The sequence below is a fragment of the Chitinophaga deserti genome, assembly GCF_003149455.1.
GTDB lineage: Bacteria > Bacteroidota > Bacteroidia > Chitinophagales > Chitinophagaceae > Chitinophaga > Chitinophaga deserti.
Genome location: NZ_QFFK01000008.1, coordinates 293,318 through 313,633 on the forward strand (window position 1 = coordinate 293,318; position 20,316 = coordinate 313,633).

General features: G+C 51.7%; 17 protein-coding genes. 9 read left to right on the forward strand and 8 right to left on the reverse strand.

Annotated elements, in window-relative coordinates; translation table 11 throughout:
• Window positions 1–38: 38 nt before the first annotated feature.
• Entirely contained in the window at window positions 39–1,166 is a 1,128-nt protein-coding gene (locus DEV76_RS19365; RefSeq protein ID WP_109699574.1) for an aldose epimerase family protein, read from the forward strand.
• Between the two features lie 71 nt (window positions 1,167–1,237).
• On the opposite strand, the gene DEV76_RS19370 is transcribed toward DEV76_RS19365, so the two are convergent.
• A complete protein-coding gene (locus DEV76_RS19370; RefSeq protein ID WP_198652130.1) occupies window positions 1,238–2,284 on the reverse strand; it encodes an NADP-dependent oxidoreductase in 1,047 nt (348 codons plus the stop codon).
• A 60-nt stretch (window positions 2,285–2,344) separates the two neighbouring features.
• On the opposite strand from DEV76_RS19370, the gene DEV76_RS19375 reads away from it, so the two are divergent.
• The 5 genes from DEV76_RS19375 to DEV76_RS19395 all read left to right on the forward strand — a co-directional run bounded on the left by DEV76_RS19375 (window position 2,345) and on the right by DEV76_RS19395 (window position 10,601).
• Window positions 2,345–2,929 (forward strand): RNA polymerase sigma factor, encoded by a 585-nt coding sequence (locus DEV76_RS19375; protein ID WP_109699575.1) that lies wholly within the window; start codon window positions 2,345–2,347, stop codon window positions 2,927–2,929.
• A gap of 78 nt (window positions 2,930–3,007) precedes the next feature.
• Window positions 3,008–4,045: a FecR family protein gene (locus DEV76_RS19380; protein WP_109699576.1), complete on the forward strand. Its 1,038-nt coding sequence runs from the start codon at window positions 3,008–3,010 to the stop codon at window positions 4,043–4,045.
• A 64-nt stretch (window positions 4,046–4,109) separates the two neighbouring features.
• Window positions 4,110–7,823, forward strand: coding sequence for a SusC/RagA family TonB-linked outer membrane protein (locus DEV76_RS19385; RefSeq protein ID WP_198652131.1), 3,714 nt, complete (start codon window positions 4,110–4,112; stop codon window positions 7,821–7,823).
• Window positions 7,824–7,847: 24 nt separating this feature from the next.
• Window positions 7,848–9,527, forward strand: a complete 1,680-nt coding sequence (locus DEV76_RS19390) for a SusD/RagB family nutrient-binding outer membrane lipoprotein (protein ID WP_109699577.1) — start codon at window positions 7,848–7,850, stop codon at window positions 9,525–9,527.
• A gap of 108 nt (window positions 9,528–9,635) precedes the next feature.
• Window positions 9,636–10,601 carry a YihY/virulence factor BrkB family protein gene (locus tag DEV76_RS19395; protein WP_109699578.1) on the forward strand — a complete coding sequence of 322 codons (966 nt, stop codon included), beginning with the start codon at window positions 9,636–9,638 and terminating at the stop codon, window positions 10,599–10,601.
• On the opposite strand, the gene DEV76_RS19400 is transcribed toward DEV76_RS19395, so the two are convergent.
• Window positions 10,588–11,334 carry a DeoR/GlpR family DNA-binding transcription regulator gene (locus tag DEV76_RS19400; RefSeq protein WP_109699579.1) on the reverse strand — a complete coding sequence of 249 codons (747 nt, stop codon included), beginning with the start codon at window positions 11,332–11,334 and terminating at the stop codon, window positions 10,588–10,590. The two genes, DEV76_RS19395 and DEV76_RS19400, sit on opposite strands and share 14 nt — an antisense overlap.
• Window positions 11,335–11,429: 95 nt before the next feature.
• On the opposite strand from DEV76_RS19400, the gene DEV76_RS19405 reads away from it, so the two are divergent.
• Window positions 11,430–11,990, forward strand: coding sequence for a 5' nucleotidase, NT5C type (locus DEV76_RS19405; protein ID WP_109699580.1), 561 nt, complete (start codon window positions 11,430–11,432; stop codon window positions 11,988–11,990).
• Window positions 11,991–12,063: 73 nt separating this feature from the next.
• Here DEV76_RS19405 and DEV76_RS19410 read toward each other — a convergent pair whose 3' ends face one another.
• The 5 genes from DEV76_RS19410 to DEV76_RS19430 form a co-directional block, all read right to left on the reverse strand.
• A complete protein-coding gene (locus DEV76_RS19410; RefSeq protein WP_109699581.1) occupies window positions 12,064–12,627 on the reverse strand; it encodes a lipoprotein in 564 nt (187 codons plus the stop codon).
• 224 nt (window positions 12,628–12,851) lie between these two features.
• Complete coding sequence (locus DEV76_RS19415) at window positions 12,852–13,637, reverse strand: 3-keto-disaccharide hydrolase (RefSeq protein ID WP_109699582.1); 786 nt, start codon at window positions 13,635–13,637, stop codon at window positions 12,852–12,854.
• Between the two features lie 37 nt (window positions 13,638–13,674).
• Complete coding sequence (locus DEV76_RS19420; protein WP_109699583.1) at window positions 13,675–14,919, reverse strand: DEAD/DEAH box helicase; 1,245 nt, start codon at window positions 14,917–14,919, stop codon at window positions 13,675–13,677.
• Window positions 14,920–14,944: 25 nt separating this feature from the next.
• Window positions 14,945–15,463, reverse strand: coding sequence for a class I SAM-dependent methyltransferase (locus DEV76_RS19425; protein WP_109699584.1), 519 nt, complete (start codon window positions 15,461–15,463; stop codon window positions 14,945–14,947).
• 600 nt (window positions 15,464–16,063) lie between these two features.
• Entirely contained in the window at window positions 16,064–17,650 is a 1,587-nt protein-coding gene (locus DEV76_RS19430) for an FMN-binding glutamate synthase family protein (RefSeq protein ID WP_109699585.1), read from the reverse strand.
• Between the two features lie 341 nt (window positions 17,651–17,991).
• Between DEV76_RS19430 and DEV76_RS19435 the strand changes: the two genes are divergently transcribed.
• Window positions 17,992–18,522, forward strand: coding sequence for a hypothetical protein (locus DEV76_RS19435; RefSeq protein ID WP_157963001.1), 531 nt, complete (start codon window positions 17,992–17,994; stop codon window positions 18,520–18,522).
• Window positions 18,523–18,537: 15 nt separating this feature from the next.
• The gene (locus DEV76_RS19440) at window positions 18,538–19,689 is read left to right on the forward strand and encodes an AGE family epimerase/isomerase (protein ID WP_157963002.1); all 1,152 of its coding nucleotides are present in this window, start codon (window positions 18,538–18,540) and stop codon (window positions 19,687–19,689) included.
• On the opposite strand, the gene DEV76_RS19445 is transcribed toward DEV76_RS19440, so the two are convergent.
• Window positions 19,681–20,316 (reverse strand): response regulator, encoded by a 636-nt coding sequence (locus tag DEV76_RS19445; RefSeq protein ID WP_109699588.1) that lies wholly within the window; start codon window positions 20,314–20,316, stop codon window positions 19,681–19,683. The two genes, DEV76_RS19440 and DEV76_RS19445, sit on opposite strands and share 9 nt — an antisense overlap.

Sequence of the window (20,316 nt, forward strand, 5' to 3'; positions counted from 1 at the left end):
ATCAAACCATGTTACAATTTTAAAATTTCACGTTCTGCATGAAAAAGCTATCCACCCTCATGGCGTTGTCTACCGGCGGCATCATGGCTTTTACCGCCTGTGGCGAAGGCGGCGGCAAGGCTCCGGCCGTATCACTCACCAGTGCTAAGTACGGGGAAACCGGCGGCGCTGAGGTGACCCAGTACACCCTGACCAATGCCAACGGCATGATCGTCAAAGTCCTGAACTACGGTGGTGTGATCACCGACATTATTACGCCCGACAAGAGCGGCGCTCCCGGAAACGTGGTGCTGTCGTTCGACAGTCTGAGCGGTTACCTGCAGGGCGGCAACCCCTATTTCGGGACGCTCGTGGGCCGTTATGCCAACCGCATTGCCAAAGCTCAGTTTACGCTGGACAGTGTTACCTACAAGCTGGCACCCAATAACAATGGCAATACTCTCCACGGCGGTATCAAAGGATTCGATAAGGTTATCTGGAAAGCCACCCCGCAGGCGGGCGACAGCAGCCTGGTGCTCGAATACCGCAGTGCCGACGGTGAAGAAGGCTACCCCGGTAACCTCGATGTGAAAGTGGTGTATACCCTCACGGCAGATAATGCCCTTCAGATCGATTATACAGCTACCACAGACAAGGCTACCCATGTAAACCTGACGAATCACAGTTACTTTAACCTTTCTGCCGGCGGGGCGCCTGATATCCTGGGGCATGAGCTGCAGCTGCGCGCGCCGCAGTATACACCGGTGGATGATAAGCTCATCCCGGTGGGGCGTCATGATTCAGTGAGCGGTACGCCCATGGATTTCACCACGCCCCATAAGATCGGGGAGCGCATCAGCCAGGTACAGGGTGGTTACGACCATAACTGGGTGATCGAAGCAGGTGAGGGGCTGCAGGAGTTTGGTATGCTGTACGATTCTGTTTCAGGCCGTGTTATGACCGTGGCTACTACCGAGCCGGGCGTTCAGTTCTACAGCGGCAACTTCCTCGATGGTTCATTGAAGAATACACGTAATAACGCTGTATACGGCAAGCATGCCGGTATGTGCCTGGAAACACAGCACTTCCCGGATTCTCCCAATCAGCCATCGTTCCCGAGCACTATTCTGCGCCCGGGCGAAACATATAAGCAAACCACGGTTTACCGCTTTGGCGTGCGTAAATAACGGAATTGCATACAACAACAAAGCCGTCTGTACCAGTTACAGACGGCTTTGTTGTTTATAGCTTACCAGGCTCAGGCCTTTACGATCATTTTCCCTTTGTTTTTGCCGGAGAAGAGGCCGAGCAGGGCTTCGGGTAGTTTCTCGAATCCTTCTGCGATGGTTTCTTCCGACTTTATTTTACCGGCTTTCACGAGCGGGGCGAGGAACTCAATGCCTTCACGGAAGCGGGAAGCGTAGTTGCGGATGATGAAGCCCTGCATGAGGATGCTGCGCGTCACCATCAATCCCTGCCAGCGGGGGCCGGTGGGTACTTCGGTAGCGTTGTAGTAGGATATTTGTCCGCATAAGGGCACGCGGGCGAAGAAATTGAGTTGTTTCATCACTGCATCTGACACGGTGCCGCCTACGTTGTCGAAATAGATATCCACGCCATCGGGGCATGCGGTGGAAAGGCGGTCGTCGAGGCCGGGTTCGTTATAATTTATGGCGGCATCGAAGCCGAATTCTTCTGTGAGCAGTTTCACTTTATCGGCTGATCCTGCAATACCTACAGCGCGGCAGCCGAGGTGTCTGGCGATTTGTCCCACCACGGAGCCTACGGCACCAGCGGCGCCGGAAACTACTACCGTTTCACCGGCTTTAGGTTTCCCTATGTCCATGAGGCCGATGTAGGCGGTAAGGCCCGTCATGCCCAGTACGCCAAGGTAATAGCTGGGCGGTGCAATGGAGGCGTCTATCTTCTTGACAGTACCTGCTGGTACGGTCATTTCAGTGCGCCAGGGTAAGTAAGGGCCGATGACTATATCACCCGGGGAGAAATCGGCTGCCCGGGAGGTGGTTACTTCCGCTACTACACCTCCTTCAAGTGCCTGATCGATCTGGAATGGCGGTACATACGATTTGGCATCGTTCATACGGCCGCGCATATAAGGGTCTACTGAATAGTACAAGCCTTTCAGCTGTAGTTCTCCTTCTTTCGCATCGGGCAGCACAACAGTGTCTATCCTGAAAATGGAAGCATCCGGGAGGCCGGAAGGGCGTGCTGCCAGCGTTATCTGTTTTACCTGTTTCATGATGAAATAACCAACTGGTATGCGGTTTGGTTGAAGGGCTTTCACGGAAAGTGAATTTTTTACGAATAATGCATACCTTACCTGCACGAAAGCAGCCAAAACAGCATGTCTCAAGACAATTTACCTCCAGCCACAGATCCGGGCTGGGAGGATTTTAAAAAGGGCGACCGGGATGCATTTGCGAAATTGTATGATGAACACGCTCCGCCGCTGATTGTTTACGGCATGCGGGTAAGTGGAGAAGAAGCAGTGGTGAAAGATGTGGTCCAGGATCTTTTCGTAGAGCTATGGCGCTCCCGCGCGCAATTACAGTCTGTCCGCTCCGTAAGGGGTTATTTACTGAAAGCCCTCCGCTATAAACTCATGCGGAAGGCTGCCGTACGCCTGTTATACAAAGAAGAATTACCCGAACAGGCAGACCCCGTTAACCCCGAAGCCATCATCCTCGAACATGAAGACGAAATTATCCGCCGACAGCTCATCCGCCGTGCGGTAGACCGTTTACCCCGCCGCCAGCAGGAAGTGGTCAATCTGCGCTTCTACCAGGGCCTGTCCACCGAAGAAGCCGCTGAAATCATGGCGGTGAATTACCAGTCGGCCGCCAATCTCCTCCACAGGGCGGTAGACCAGCTCCGTAAAATACTGGGTCCCGGTGCCCTCACGCTCCTCATTTTATACCGGGAAGGATAATTTTTTAAAGAAAGTTTGTTTTTACTGAGTATTGGGCGGCATTTTTTGTCACCTATACTGGAAAGACCATCGTAGCGTATGTCATACACCCAAGCGGAACTGGAAGCATTATTGCAGAACGACGAATTTGTACAGTGGGTACTTCGGCCGGATGCGGCTGGCAACAGCCGCTGGGAAGCCTGGATGCACGAGCATGCCGACAGGCCGGCACTGATTGCCCGTTGCAAACGCATTGTGCTGGATTTACAGGCGGCGGAAGGCGCCGTTCCTGCAGAAATGCTGGCTGGGGAGATATGGGAGGAGATGCAGGCTGAATTGCGCCCTAAAATGCATTTTATGCGCTATGTGGCTGCCGCTACCATACTACTGCTGTTGGCCGGGGCCGGATGGTGGTGGATAAAAGGGGCAGGGCAGCAGGAAACCCCTGTGGCAGCCATGCCTGCCATTATGCGGGAAGGAAATGGTGAAATACTGGCCGTAAACAACGGAAAAGGGCTGCAGACCGTATTAATGGTAGACGGATCGCGGATCACGCTCAGTCCGGGTGCTAAAGTACACTACAAAAGCCTCCCCGGGCCGGATGCCCGAAATGTACGGCTTGAAGGGTCTGCCTTCTTCGAAGTAGCGCCAGATGCGCAGCGGCCATTCACGGTATTTGCCGGTAAACTGGTAACGCGTGTGCTGGGAACCAGTTTCCGTATCAGCGGGGAGGGTACCATTACGGTAGCGGTACGCACGGGGAAAGTGTCTGTTTCACACGATGGGGAACGCAGGTCATGGATACTTTTGCCCAATGAACAGGCAGTATTTGATGCCGGACGCAACACGATCGACAAGTCGGTTGTTATACATAAAGCGATCCTTGAGAACCCCAATCTGCCCGCTCCCCGGTTTAGCTTCGACGAAACGCCCGCTCCCGCCATTGTGGATGCGCTGGCTGCCACGTATGGTGTGGATTTCCGGTACGACAGGCGGCTGTTCGAGAAATGTAAAATCACCGTGTCTTTAGAAGAAGGCACTTTCTACGATAAACTGGATGTGCTCTGTAAAGTACTGGGCGCAACATATGAAATAGTGAACTATGAAGTGCGGATCGCCGGTCCTGGCTGCCAATAGCCTCCCCCTCCGTAACTGAAAGACAGAGAGCAATAGCATTTAATATCAACCAAATAACAAGCGTATGAACACCTATCGTTTCATGATGCGGGTAGCGCTGTTGAACACTTTCCTGTGCATATTCCTGATGACTGCTTCCGCTGCGGCCACCGGTATACAGGGCGTGCTCGACAAGAAGATTTCCCTTACCGTAGCCAACAAGGAATTGAAAAATGTGCTCGGGCGTATCGAAGAGGCGGCTTCCGTCAAATTCGCTTATGCTACCCAAACCATTCCACTGTCCAATCTCGTCAGCCTTAACGTACAGGATACACGTCTGGGCGACGTACTGCAATCACTCCTTTCCCCTTACAAAGTGGCGTATGAAGTAGTGGGCAACCAGATCATCATCCAGCGTAACGGGGTGAAGGTGGTACTCACCGAAGATGCCGCATTCAAGAAAATTACCGGCCGGGTAAAAGCGGCCGACGGCACCAGCGTTCCCGGTGTTACCGTTACCGTTAAAGGTACCTCCAAAGGTACCGTTACAAATGTGGACGGCTATTTCGAGATCGATGCCGAAGAAGGCGCCGTACTCGTATTCACCGCCATTGGCTTCGCCACACAGGAAATAACCATCGGTACAGGCAGCACCTATGATGTGGCGCTCCTCGAATCCAAACGGGAGCTTTCCGAAGTAGTGGTAACCGCTCTCGGACAGCGTAAAGAAAAACGCTCGCTGGGTTATTCCGTGTCGGAAGTAAAAGGGGCCGACCTCGCTGTTACCAATGAAGTAAATCCCATCAACGCACTGCAGGGTAAAGCACCCGGTATTAATATCGATCAGGGTTCGGGCGGCCTCTTCGGCAACTCGCGTATCCTGCTCCGTGGTAACTCCACCCTCAGCGTCAATAACCAGCCTATTTTCGTGATCGACGGGGTGATCCTCGATAACGACGCCTTCGATGGTAAAGGCCGCGATTTCGGGAACGATCTGAAGAACCTCAACATGGAAGAGTTCGAAAGCGTATCCATCCTGAAAGGTTCTGCTGCCGCAGCCCTCTACGGCACCCGCGCTATTAACGGCGTAGTGCTCATCACTACCAAGAAAGGGCGTACCAAAAAAGGATGGGGCGTATCCGTGAGCCAGTCCGTCAACATCCAGGACCCTTACCGCGGGCCCGATTTTCAGAATGAATATGGCGGCGGTACTGTAGGTGCTTTCTTCACCGATACCCGCGATCCCGGATATCCCAACGGTACCAACTGGCAAACAAAGGTGTTCCCTTCCAACTCCGCAGGCGAACCATATATAGACCCGCAGAAGAACCGCGAACTGGAAAACTGGGGACCCAGATTCGCCAACCAGCGCGTAAAGAATTACGATGGTACCTGGACCGAGTATAAAGCAGTTCCCAACAACTACCTCGACGCATTCCAGACAGGCGTAGGCTACCTCACGAGCGTAGCGGTAGACGGGGCAACGGATAAATCCAGCTTCCGATTATCCTATTCCCGCAACCAGGCAGAAGGCATCAACTTCCGTAACAAGATGAACAAAAATGCCTTCTCGCTGCGTGCCACGCATAACCTCACCAGTTTTATCAGTCTGGATGCCGGCGCGGATTACACCTCGCTGAAAGGAGAGAATCCCCCTCAGCTGGGCCTCAATAACTACATCTGGATCTTCCCCCGTAACTACGATACCAAATACTGGATGCAGCGCAGCAAGTACACCAGTACACTGGGCGGGGTGCCTAAAGTATACGATCCCAACGAAACTAATTTCGTTCCCGGGGCCGACTACTGGTTCCGCATCTTCGAGAACGATTATCTGCAGGATGAACAGATGTTCCGCGGGCGCCTTACTATCAACGCTACCCTTACCAACTGGCTGCGTTTGCAGCTGGAAGGGAACTTCAGCAACATCGCCATCAAGAATGAAACGAAAGAGCTGGGACAGGGTTATGAATTCAAGGGCGATGATAACCTGAACGGCGGTAAATATGGCCTCGGCCATTCACAGAAGCGCGCATGGTTCATGAAGTGGATGGGCATCGTTACCAAACAGCTGACGAAAGATCTTTCCCTGAACGGTTATGTAGGCGGTGAAACACAACGTTACTTCACTACCTATAACTACTCGGAAACCGATGGCGGCCTCATCTTCCCCGACAACTATTTCCTCGGCAACTCAAAACGCCTGCCCATCGCAAACGGCGGTATCCGCAACCGTAAAACGATCAATTCTATCTACGCCAGTGCCGACCTTGCCTGGAAAGAGCAATTGTATCTGCAAACCACCTGGCGTGGCGACTGGTCATCTGCACTTACCTATTCCGACGGAACGGGTAACAACTTCTACAACTATCCGGCGGTGAGCCTTTCGTGGATATTCTCCGAATCGTTTAAACTGCCCTCTTTCATATCGTTCGGTAAACTGCGTGGTAACGTGGCCTGGCTGGGTGGAGACCTTGATCCTTTCCTGATCAACCCCGGCTTCCAGCTGAGAGGATTCTCGCAGGCAAATGGCGGTAATAACCCCATGCTGGCCTATATCCTGAATGCAGAAGGTCAGTCTTATACCGTGGATAAGAACATCAAGCCCCTGCGTAAACGCGCCATAGAAGCGGGGTTGGATGTGCGCTTCCTGAAAGACAGACTGGGCTTTGATGTAACCGTGTATAAGGATAATACCTTCAACCAGGGTATCCTCATCCCGGCAGCTGCTGAGTCTGGCGTGAACAGCCAGCTTATCAACGCCGGTAATATCCAGAACCGCGGGATAGAAGTGGCGCTGACGGCAACCCCCATTCAATCAAACAGCTTTAACTGGAATACAACGCTCACCTTCACAAGGAACCGTAACAAGATCATAGAGCTGTATGGCGACCGGGAATACTATCCGCTCGACGCGGAAGGCCTTGGCGGTAACGACCAGATCCCTTACGCTAAAGTTGGAGGAGCATACGGTGTGATCCGTACAAGGATTCATTCCAAAAGCTACCAGGCATTTGATGCCAGCGGCAAACCGATTGACCATCCCAATAATGGTAAGACAGTACTGGCCTGGCGCTCCGATGCAAGAGCAGCATTCCCTCAGCGCAGCAATGAATGGATGGATGTAGGGGATATCAACCCCGATTTCCGTTCCAGCTTCGATAATACATTCCGGTATAAGAATATTTCGCTGAACGTACTATTCGATGCCAAGTTTGGCGGCGATATGGTGATGCACTCCATGCGTTATGGTACGCACACCGGTATCTTCAAATCGTCTCTGCAGGGCCGCGATGCTTCTCATGGCGGTATCTCCTGGACCAGCAAGTACCCTAATGACCTGGGTACTTACGACGACGGCATCCTTCCGGAAGGCGTGTTTGATAACGGACAGCGCATTGAGCAGCCCGATGGTTCTTCCGTAGATGTGTCTGGTATGACCTTCCGCGAAGCTTATGAGAAAGGCTATGTAGAACCTACGCATCTTCCGCAGTTCAGTTACCGTTATGGTTCCTTCTCCACTGCGGTGGGCGATTACTGGGTAGTTGAAAACTCCTGGATTGCATTGCGGCAGGTGGCATTGAATTATACACTGCCTGCTTCTGTGGCTGCAAAGCTTCACCTGAATAATCTGCAGGTGAGTCTGCTGGGCCGCGATCTGGGATACCTGCATAATACGCTGCCAAACAATTTCAACCCGGCCGCCAATAATTCCAACAGAACGAGTGTGAATAAGGAAGAAGGTTTTGTGCCGCCAATGACGCGCTCATTTGTGTTCACCATCCGCGCCGGATTCTAGTTGTTCACCCATTAAACGCATCACATGAAAAAGTTAACGATCCTTTCCATCATATCAGCCGCCGCGCTCTTTTCCGCCTCCTGTAAGAAGGACTTCGCGGAAACGAATACCGATCCCAGCGTGGTGTCTACACCAGACGTAGGTGCGCTGTTTGCCTATTCGGCCGAAAGCCTGGAGAATTATCAGGGTGCTGAATGGGTTTGGGAAAACCTGGAGCAATTGCTGCGGTTTTCACAGCACCTCACCACAGATCCTTATGAGTTGTCGAATAACATCAACAGCCGCTACCGCGTACTGTATAACAACGTACTTCCCAACCTCGTGGAGATCCGCAGGTACACCAGCGGTTTGCCCGACAGGGACCGTTACCGTAATATCCGTGCAGCTACTTACGTTCTTGGTATTGTGCAGGCATTGAAAACTACGGACATGAATGGCTCCATGCCTTACACGCAGGCCATGCAGGCACGTACTACCGGGGAAATCAGACCTGTGTACGATTCACAGCAGCAATTGTATGATACCTGGCTGAACGAGCTGTCTAAAGCCCTCGATTCACTGGCAATGCCGGCCGGTAACCAGATTCTGTTCGGGCAATCGGATATTTACTACAAGAACAACTGGCTGCACTGGTCTAAGCTGGCCAATACACTGAAATTGCGAATAGCAGTTCGGTACGAACGGGCCGATGTAAATGTGACAAAAAGGGTATTCCGGGAAGTAATGGAAAGTGCTGCCGGTCCTATCGATACCGATGAATCGCAGTTTGTATATACACGCCCGCAGTGGAACCCCATTGGCAATGATATTGATTACCGCAGTCCGCGTTTCGGCACTTCGTCTATCATCAATTTCATGAAATCCACCAACGATCCGCGGTTGCCGATTTATTTCACACCCAACGACCTGGTAGGTTCTTTCAAGGATACCCTTACCAAATACGGTAAAACCCTTCCAGCATTCATCGACGTAAATGATCCGCTGGTACGCTGGCAGGGCGGTCCGGCAGACTGGACTACCGACCCGGTAAAAGCCACCTGGTACAAATCCACTTTCGATGTAAGTGCTAATAACAAATGGCGCCTCATTGGTTTCATCAATAAGAAGTTCTTCGCACCCCGCTATGGCGGTAATGCTACAGGCGAGCTGCTGGATTATATGGTGACCCGTGCAGAAGTATGTTTCTACATCGCAGAGATGGTACAGAAAGGATATGGTGCCGGTTTTGATACGAAAGGCACTGCCGAAGACTGGTACAAACGCGGAGTGGAATCATCGCTGCGTACCATGAACACCATTGCTGTGGCTGCAGCCAGCACTACCGGCCTTACCGGTAATGGTGATGCACAGGTGCAGGCATATCTGAATCATGCCAATGTGAAATTCAATGGCGTCAACAAACTTGAAAGGATTTATATCCAGCAATATCTGAACTTCTACCGCCTGGCCAACGAAGCGTTTACCTTCTGCCGCCGGACGGGATATCCAAGGAACAATTCCACCTACTACCCCCGCAATGCCTGGAACGAGCCTATTCCGCGGCGTTATCCGCTGGAAGAGCCTGCGCTTGGCACCAACAATGCCAACTGGCTGAAGGCACAGCAGGAGCAGGGCTTTACGCCTAACGACCGTACGGCCACCACGCTGGCGGCTCAACGCCTGTGGTTCGATAAGAACAGTCCGGCTTTCGGGCAGGGGAATTAACCACGCCTTGTTTATTGTTGATATAAACGATCATTCACACAACGCCGTCCCTCTTCCGGGGGACGGCCTTTTTTTAACACATGGCCTTCTTTTTGTGTTAAGGGTGGTATGGAGATACCGTTCATTATCCGTCATGGATGGCAATTGCTGAAGTGTGCAGGCAATGATTTTATGGAAGATAAAGTGCTGAAGCTTAGCGCCTCCCTTGCATATTCCACCATCTTTTCCATTGCCCCCATGCTCATCATTATCCTGTTTTTCAGTGATATATTCCTGGGGCGCGAAGCGCTGGAAGGCAATCTCTACGCCCAGTTGCGCGACCTGGTGGGGGCTTCGGCCGCCGTACAGATACAGGATGTGGTGGCCAAATCCTACCTCTCTCCTGACATCGGATGGTCTACCATCATCGGTTTCCTGACCCTGATTATTGGTGCCACAGGTGTGTTCACGGAAATACAGGACTCCATCAACCTCATCTGGCGGCTGAAAGCAAAGCCAAGGAAAGGGAAAGGACTGTTGAAAATTCTCCTCACCCGGTTGCTTTCCTTCTCACTTGTAGCCAGTTTAGGTTTTGTGCTGGTGGTATCGCTGGTACTGCACGGGCTTATTGAGGTATTAATGGACCGTCTTACAGCCCTTTTCCCTGACGTTACGGTGGTGATCATATATGTTGTGAACCTCGTGTTTACTTTCACGGTGATTACGGCATTATTTGCTATTATCTTCAAAGTATTGCCCGATGCCAAAGTGAAGTGGCGGCATGTGTGGGTGGGGGCTATGGTTACCGCGGTACTGTTTATGTTAGGTAAGAGCCTGATCGGAATGTATCTCGGCTCCAGCAGTATTGGCACCACATATGGCGCAGCAGGCTCGCTGGTAGTGTTATTGGTATGGGTATATTATTCTGCCGCCATCCTGTACTTCGGAGCGGAATTCACAAGGCAATACGTGCAAAAGAAAGGGGAACGCATTTACCCCAATGATTATGCAGTTTGGGTGGAACAGGTAGAGCTGGAATCGAAAGGCCTGATCCCTGAAAAACAGGCTGCTACCACCACCACTACACCACCCTGATTCCCAGCTGGCGGTAAGCTTCCAGCATTTCCAGTTCAGGATTGTCGGTAATAATCGTATCGATATCGGTAATGTCGCAAACCTTAAACGGTTCTGCCGTGCCCATTTTATCGCTGGTAGCCAATGCTACAATGCGGTTGGCAGATTCCACCATCGTCGTTTTTACTTCTGATTCTTCCAGATCCAGGCCCGTTACGCCTAAAATAGGGTGCAGGCTGCAGATGCCCATGAAACAGAGGTCTGCCCGCACACGGCGCAGCATACGCATAGTGTCCTGCCCGCCTGCGGTCTGTGCATCTTTATTAACCCTCCCGCCGGTAAAGATCACTTCGGTTTTGGGGTGTTCTATCAGTAAGGAAGCAATGGGAACGCTGTTGGTGATTACAGTTATCTTCAGGCTGGGCGGGAATATCTTCACGATGGAAAGGGTGGAGGTGCCACCATCCAGGATTACCGTTTGCCCGTCGTGCAGCATATCCAGGGCCTTTCGGGCCATATTCATCTTATCGTCGGTATGTAAAAGACTGCGCTCCTTGAAAGAATAGGGGTTGGGTGAGTGGGGGATGGCCCCGCCACGCACTTTTATCAGCAGTCCGCTCTGCGCCAGGGATTCCAGGTCGCGGCGAACCGTGTCTTCCGACACCTGCAGATCCGTACTTAGCTCTGTCTGGAGCACTTTCTGGTCGGCTTTGAGCTTCTTCAGGATATAATCCAGCCTTTCTTCTTTTAACATATTCCTGCGGTTTCTTGCAAATTTATGCGATAAATAGCAATATTCAGATTTTATTATTCCGAAATGTTGCATAACTTTGCATTAAATAGCAGAATATGGCAAAGAAACGTATAGCAATCGATATGGACGGGGTGATGGCAGATCTGAATCAGCATTATTGCGACTGGTACTTTGAGCGCACAGGCGAGCGGGTAACTAAGGAGCAGCTGAAAGGCCTGCCGGAAACCACAGGCTTCCCGCAGGAAGGGATCGTGCATCATTTCCTGCATACCCCGGGTTTTTTCCGCACCGCCCCGGTAATGGAAGGCAGCCAGCGGGTGATCCTGGAGCTGATGGAGAACTATGAAGTATTCATCGTTTCTGCTGCCGTGGAATTCCCGCAATCGCTTGTAGAGAAGATAGACTGGCTGAAGGAGCATTTTCCCTTCATCAGCTGGAAGAACATTGTGTTCTGCGGCCTTAAAACCATCGTTAAAGCCGATTATATGATCGACGACTACGATAAGAACCTGCGCTATTTCGATGGAGAGCGCATGTTATTCTCCGCTCCCCACAACTCGGGTTATGAGGATTACAATCGCTACGATACCTGGGATGATGTGGCGAAGTTCTTCGCTGCACAGCAGGTGCCCGCAGCACAGCAACAATTAGTATAATAGAATGGACATATACCCATGATATTGGGTAAGGAAAGAAGAGCCGGCAAATCATTGCCGGCTATTTTTTTGCTTAGTTGGTAAGTCCGTATGTCCGTTGCAGTTCGCTCCAGGACGGTGGTGCAGCACGCCGGAAGCTGTTGCCCTGAACAATAACCAGTTTGCAGTTGATGCCAATGACACCGGTGTCGGTATTATCAGAATACCGGGTACGGATACGAAGCATCCCCACGCTGTTGCCAAAGGAGACGAAAAGCAGTTTTGGATCAGTACCGAGGGTAAGCGGCAGGGGCGTCCAGGAATCCGTGTTGGCAGCTACATATACGAGTACCATACCGGTGTTTATAATGTCTGCCGTGATTTCAGGAACAGGCACCTGGATCGTGCGGTAATTGATGCCCAGTATCGTTTCCTTATTCCAGGTGTAGGCTGTGGAAGAAAACGTTTTGACGATGACGTTGGCGTTGCCGTTGGTGCCGGGAGTACCGGGTGTTCCTTGCGGGCCCTGTGCGCCAGGTGTACCCTGGGCGCCGGGATTTCCCTGCTGGCCCTGTGGTCCGGCAGGCCCTGCAGGACCTTCTTTGGAACAGGCGGCCAGCATTAATGCGGCAATAGCGGGGAATAAGAGCTTTTTCATGTGGGGATTGGATTAGGGATATGAATTGACGGGGCTTAAAATACCAAAGTGGTTCCAAATACCGCAGCAAATGGCACGCGATTGCATATCCGGCGGTTTTCGGAGGAAAGGCGGTATGTAATGGCAAAAAACTGCCATTCATACCGGAGATATACGGGAGTACATCTTCAGTACTAAACTACATGAAGCCCGGGTGTACCCCAAGCGTACTAATACCTGAAAAATTACTTGTTGCCCGGCAGCTTACGGATGCGGATGTTCCGGAAATCAATGGGCTGGCCTTCGCTCTGCAGTGCTATGTGCCCTGAGGTAAGTGCCTTGCCGTCGATCTTCTGTGCAGGATCATACCGGTTAGCTACGCCGCCACCAATAGAAGGCTTGCTGTATTGGAGCACCGTATCACCGTTAATGATATGCTGGATGAGGGAGTCGCCGTAAACGATGAGTTCTGCTTTCACCCATTCCCCTTTCTCATAGGTTTTGGAGCTGGAATTAATGCAATGCTGGGTGTTGAACTTGCCCTGGTACACGATGTTGGTACCGGGAGAGCACATATTGCCTGTAGGGCGCGGCTGCCCGTCGCCCAGGCCTGCCAGGAACTGCATTTCCACGGATATGGGCCAGTCCTGTTCCACCGGCATGGTGCGAGGGTCCTGTGAATGGAACATGACACCACTGTTGAGGATGGTATAGGAAGGCGCGGTTTTTTCCCATGGGTCTACGAAGCGGTACTCCATCTGGAGGTGGTAGTGGGAAAAGGGTGTTTTATAGTAAAGGTGGCCGTATTGCTCATTGAAATCGCCGTACTGATCGTACCGCACCTGTATCATGCCATCCTTCACCCGGAAAGTATTACCGAAGTTTTTCCCAACGGGGTGATGATGGATCTTCACGATCCAGTTTTTCAGGTTCTTACCATTGAACAGGGAGGTCCATTCACCATCGCCGGGGGCGGGTGCGGAAGCGGAAAGTGCAACGCAGGCCAGGAGGCCGATCCAAAGTTTTTTCATACAGTTAAAAGAGTAGATCGGCTTCCAAAATAAGCAATTACTTCTTTTTCTTCTTCTTTTTTGCAGCCTTCATCTGGGCTTCGTGCTGCTCGATAAGCAGCTGCACGTTTTCGTTGGGTACTTCCTCTGAGAACTGGATGGTGGCTTCGTAATCGGATTTGGAGATAGTCATCTGGCTAACAGGCTTGCCGATGTATTCCTGTATGGCATCGAGCAGCGGCTTTTCTTCCTTGCTGCAGAAGCTGATGGCCTGGCCTTTCTGCGTACCGCGGCCAGTACGGCCAATGCGGTGCACATAGCTTTCGGGGTCTTCCGGAAGGTCGTAGTTCACCACGTAATCCACATTGGGAATATCGATCCCTCGGGCGTTTACATCGGTGGTGATCAGCAGTTTGATATCGCCCTTGCGGAACTCGTTCATCACATTCAGGCGGTCGTCCTGCTCTTTACCGCCGTGCATGGAAAGACTTTTGATTTCCACCCTTTCCATGGCGGCCACTACGCGCTCTGCGCGCACTTTGGTGCGTACGAATACGAGGATCTTTTTATCGGGGAACTCGCGCACGAGGCGTTCGAGGAAAAAGCGTTTATCGTCCATATCCACCCAGGCCACGGCATGGCTCACGTTCTTGGAAACGGGATCATCAGGCGATATCTGGATACGGATAGGATTGCGGACCACGGAATAGGCGAGGTCTTTAATATGTTCGTCGATAGTTGCAGAGAAGAAAAGCGTCTGGTGATTGTGGTGGATGTGTTTGATAACATCGCGGATATCACGGATAAAACCAAGATCGAGCATGTGATCGGCCTCATCGAGGATGAGGGTTTGTACATGGGAGAGATCGAGGTGGCCCTGGGCGCGCAGGTCAAACATGCGGCCGGGAGTGGCGATCAGAATATCTACTCCCTTATTCAGTTTCTTGATTTGTGCATCCTGGTCTACCCCGCCAACGAGGCCGAGGATATCAACTGGGGTGTATTTGCCCAGCTGCTTAAACACATCCGCGATCTGAATGGCCAGTTCGCGGGTAGGTACCATAACGAGGCATTTCACTTCGCCACGGGTTCGTTTAGAACGGTGGCGCTGCTGCATGAGTTGGATGATGGGAATGGCGAAGGCGGCAGTTTTACCGGTGCCGGTTTGTGCGATGGCCAGTACGTCATCGCCCTTCAGAATGGAGGGGATGGCTTTATATTGAATGTCTGTCGGCCTTTTGAAGCCCAGTTCCTCCAGGCTACGCTTCAGCTCTTCCGATATACGGTATTGTTCGAATTTCATGCGGCACAAAGGTAGGCAAATTCCATCACGGTGCGGGCGATGGTTGCGATATGATACACACGCAGGGCGCCGGAGCCAGTTTTTTAAACAATACATCCCGGATTACATAGCCCCCGCTTTCCAGTTGTGCGGAAATACGGTCCGCAAATCCTTTGGCCGTTTCCATACTGTCTGTAGGTGGCGGCTGATGGAATACGTACAGCGCCCCCAGCGGCGCCAGGTAGTTCCGGATAAGGGATAATTCCCGGCAGGCATCATTGAGGAAGATGTTCACGTTAAAGGCGAAAATCTTGTCGAACTGCTGCTCGAGGCTGGTGTCGCAGAAGGTTTGATGAATGAAATCAGCCTCAACTCCTTCATTTTTACGCTGTGCCTTGTCGATCATAGCGCGGGAACTGTCTATCGCGGTGATAGATCCTGTTTTTAGCCTTGGGGCAATAAGAGAAACGGCAATACCATGGCCGCAACCGATCTCGAGGATATGGTCGTCCGGGTTAATATGCAGCATTTCAACTGCCCAAATAAATCGGTCGTTCACTTTCATGCTTGTATGCGAATGTTGGGATATAAATATATTATTTTTTTGAATTATGTGCGCTGCAGTGTGATTTGGTTGATTCTCAATGAATATACGAAAAATTGGGTTGAAAAGGATGCCCGTAATTGATGGCAGGATGGTGGGAAAGGGTGAAAATGCGGTGGGTTGAGGTACTTATTAGCATCATTACAGCACAAACCTCCGGATCACCTCTTCTAATTCTTAAAATTCCAGCATTACCAGCTCCTCAAGTTTCGCCGGGAACTTTTAGAAAACGATTGATGGCCTCTTTAAGTGCTGAAATTCAATTAAATATGCGTTTTTCTTTATTTACTGCTTCATGCAGAACGATTTGCAAAACCTACTGCCATCCTCCATCGATCCTCCATCGATCCTCCATCAGTGCTCAGCATTGGAGCGGGTTTGAAGGTGTTTGGGTGGAGGATGGATGGAGGATCGATGGAGGATGGCAGGTGTTTAAGCGGGAGTTGAAAGGGAGGCTGGTATTATGCTGCGATCATCTCAATGAAGCGTTCGGGGAAGCATGGAAATTACAAAGGGGGCACTTCAACAGAAGTGCCCCCTTTGGGAAATGGATGTGGGATGTTACATCCAGCGGTCTGCGAACGCCTGTTCGAAGTCTTGCTTATATTTTTCCGGGATGCGGTTTTCGCGCATACAGCTCGGTTCCAGACTGGGGAAGATATCTTCAAAGGTGCGCACTTCATTCATAAATACCCGGCGGTAGATATGGGAGCGCGTCAGCTTCTTGTAATCATCGATACCGGCGGCACCCATGAGTTCCACGAAGGTTTTAACCGTGTTGTCATGATAATTGGCTACTCGCTGTTTCTTATCGGCTACCACGAGGCCCACGGTAAGTGCGGGGTCTTGTGTGGCTACACCGGTGGGGCACTTGTTGGAGTTGCACTGGAGTGCCTGAATACATCCAATAGCCATCATCATGGCGCGGGCGCTGTTGCAGGAATCTGCCCCGAGGGCCACAGCACGTACCAGATGGAAACCGGATAGGATCTTACCGGAAGCAATCACTTTCACATGCTGGCGGATGTTGAAGCCATTGAGCATGTTGTGTACGAATGCCAGTCCATCGAGTAGGGGAGCACCCACGTGGTTGCTGAATTCCTGAGGAGCGGCACCGGTTCCGCCTTCGCCACCGTCAACGGTAATGAAGTCGGGGTAGATATCCAGCTCTATCATGGCTTTACATATACCTATGAATTCGCTTTTACGGCCGATGCAGAGTTTGAAGCCAACGGGCTTGCCGCCGGAGAGTTCGCGCATACGGTGAATGAAAAGCACCAGTTCTTTCGGGCTGTTGAAAGCCGTGTGATAAGGCGGGGAATAAATAGTAGTGCCGGGCTGTACGTGACGGATGGCGGCGATCTCCGGGGTGTTCTTCTTAGCCGGGAGGATACCACCATGGCCGGGCTTGGCGCCCTGGCTCAGCTTCAGCTCTATCATTTTGATCTGGGGCTTCAGGGCGTTCTGTTTGAACACTTCGTCGGAGAACTTCCCTTCATCGTCGCGGCAACCGAAATAACCGGTACCGATCTGCCAGATGATATCGCCTTCATGTTTCAGGTGATATGGGCTGATACCGCCTTCGCCGGTGTTATGGGCGAAGTTGCCGATTTTAGCACCTGCATTGAGGGCTTCAATAGCGTTGCTGCTGAGGGAGCCGAAGCTCATGGCCGATACGTTGAAGATACTGGCGGAATAGGGCTGTTTGCAATCCTTATTCCCGATCATTACGCGCGGGTCGTGATTCAGTTTATGAAAATCTTTGGGGGCTATGGAGTGGCTCATCCATTCATAGCCTTCTTCATATACATCGAGCTGCGTACCGAAAGGCATGGTGTCTGTTTCTTTCTTGGCACGCTGGTAAATAGTGGAACGGTCGATCCGGTTAACGGGGCGCCCGTCGATGTCAGACTCTACGAAGTACTGGTACATTTTGGGGCGGAGGGCTTCCATCCAGTAGCGCATCCGCCCAACAACAGGGTAGGTCCGCATAATGGAATGTCTCGTCTGCATCATGTCGTTGATTCCCATGGCTGTCAATCCGGCCGTCATAGCCGTGAGCACGTACCACCAGGCGCTGGCGTACCAGCCGAGGAGGAAGGTGCCGGCAAGTGCGATGACGGCGCTGATAATAAATCCTTTCCGCATAATTTGTTCTTTTTAAAACAACTGCAAAAATAGTGAATATTAGTATTGGCGCGTGTTTTGGAGGATTTTCCCACTTCTTCCTGCTTTTCAAAATACTATTCATTCAATCCGCACTTTCCTTGACTTTTGTCCAAAAAAGGGAAGGAAACTTAGATATCCTCTTTTCCTTCAGAAATTCACTCATTACAACAACAGGCACCTTTTGGTTGTTATGTTAATATCGTTGGCCCGTCAAATATTCAGTTGCGTATGGATGAAATTATACCCCTCCATCATTAAACAGTCCCTGATCCCATTTTAGTTACATGGCGATGGACCATCCACCGCTCAAAACCTTTGGTATGAGCAAACTGATGATGACGTTACTGGGTACGCTGATAAGCAGTGTTTCCCTTTTTGCGCAGGACACTGCGCAGGCCGAGGTGCCTTTTTCGGAAGATGTGGTACTCCGGCTGTTTGGCCGCACGCGCGAAGCGGTATTTACCGAAATACTCCGCGTAGGCCGTGGTGAACAGCCCGTTTTCCTGGAAACTTTCTACGAATATGCACAGGAGAAAATGCCTATCGCTCAAATGCGCGGGGTATTGCTCCGGGAGTATAACGAGAAGTTCCAGATGCTGGACGAACCCGTTCTGCACAACCTAACGAAAAGTATTCTTAAAAACGACCGTGAATTTGTGGATCTGCAAACCCGCTATCACCGGCGGATGGTAAAACTGTTGGGAGCCAGCCGCGCGGCGATGTTTTTTCAGCTCGACAACTACCTGGATCAAAGCGAACGGCTCTACCTGCAAAACGGGCTGCCTTTCATCCGTGAGCTGGAAACAGGCCGCCGCCTCGCCGCCACCAGGTTGCAACCGCCCGGTCACTAATACGATATGGAAAGTATGCAAACAACCCTCAGGCAATCAATTGAACGGGAAAGAGACAATATCCTCACCTTCTGGGACCAGGAAATGACGGATCACCGCTTCGGCGGATTTTACGGTAAAATGGCCGCCGATGGCCAGCCAGACCCTTTTGCGCTGAAAGGCTCGGTACTTATGTCGCGCATTCTGCAAAGCTTTTCTGCCGGTGCCCTTCAAACCGGCCGGGCGGAATGGCTGGCTGCTGCCGGGCGTGCCTATAACTGGTTCCGCGACCATTGCATTGATCCCGAATTTGGCGGCGTGGTATGGGATACGGATTATGCCGGTCGTTGTCAGAACCCCCGAAAAGAGCCGCATGCCATGGGCCTGGCATTATATGCACTGGCCACATGGCAACAGGTAAGCCCTTCCACCGAAACTTTAAACATCGCCAAAGGCATTTACAGCCTGCTCCAGCTTTATACCCACGACCCCGTCCGCGGGGGATACAATGGCGGCTGCGCACGTAACTGGGAGCCGGAAAATCCTGATGAGAAATCGGCTTACATCCAGCTGCATATACTCGAAGGGTTCACCGCACTTTACGGCGTTTGGCCCGACGATTCCCTGCGCCATCACCTGCAGGACCTTACCACGCTCTTCCTCGATAAAATTATTGATCCTGAAACAGGCCACCTTCGCCTGATGTTCGATAATGAATGGAAGCCCGACGGGAACAAAGTTTCTTACGGGCACGATTTCCAGGCATCCTGGCAACTGCTCCGTGCCGCAGAAGCGCTGGAAGACGAAGCCCTTACCACCAGGTGCCGCGAAGCTGCCATCCGCCTCACCGACGCGGCACTGGAAGGCATGGATGCCGATGGAGGGGTGTGGTATGCTGCTGATACGGAAACAAAACAACTGGTAGAAGAAAAACGCTGGTGGCCTCAGGCCGAAGCGTTGGTGGCACTGGTAAACGCCTGGCAGATCAGCGGCGATGAAAAGTACCTCATCAGGGCAGGTGAAACCTGGAGCTTTATTGACCAGCATATCCTCGATCAGCAACTGGGAGAATGGCGGTGGGGGGTAGACAGGAATCTTGATCCTATCGGGGAAGAAAAAGCGGGCTTCAGGAAAGGCCCCTGTCATAACAGTCGCGCCTGTATGGAAATCGTAAGTCGGTTACAGTAATCCGTGTGTTCGAGCGAAGTTGAGGATGCCCGCAATATTGCGGACTTCCAGCTTGCGCATGATGTTTTTACGGTGAGTGTTAACGGTAAACTCGCTGATAGACAACTTCGATCCTATTTCCTTACTGGTAAGCTCGCTGCCTACCATCCGGATGATCTCCACTTCTCTTTTTGTGAGATGATACTTACGCATGAACTCGTCGAGGAAATAGGACGGGAGGGCTATTTCATCGGTTGTGGGTTCTTCGAACCAGCTGCCCCCATCGGCAATGTGGCGTATCACTTTCTGCAATTCTCCTGCAGATGCACTTTTAAGCATATATCCGTTAGCGCCGAGCCGGCGTACTTCTGCCACGAGTTGCGGCTGGTTGTAATTGGTAAGTACGAGGATGCGCACTTTGGCGTATTGCCGGCGGATCATTTCCAATGCACGGATACCGTCGAGATGCGGCATGTTGAGATCCAGCAGGATGATGTCTACCGGTGTAGTGGACAGCTTTTCGAGCAGGGCGCGCCCGTCGTTCACAGGTTCCAGCAGGGTGTAGCCTCCTGCTTCTCGCAGCAGGGCAAGCATTCCGTCTATCAGGAGCTGGTGATCGTCGGCTATTAAAAGTCTCAGGTCAGACAT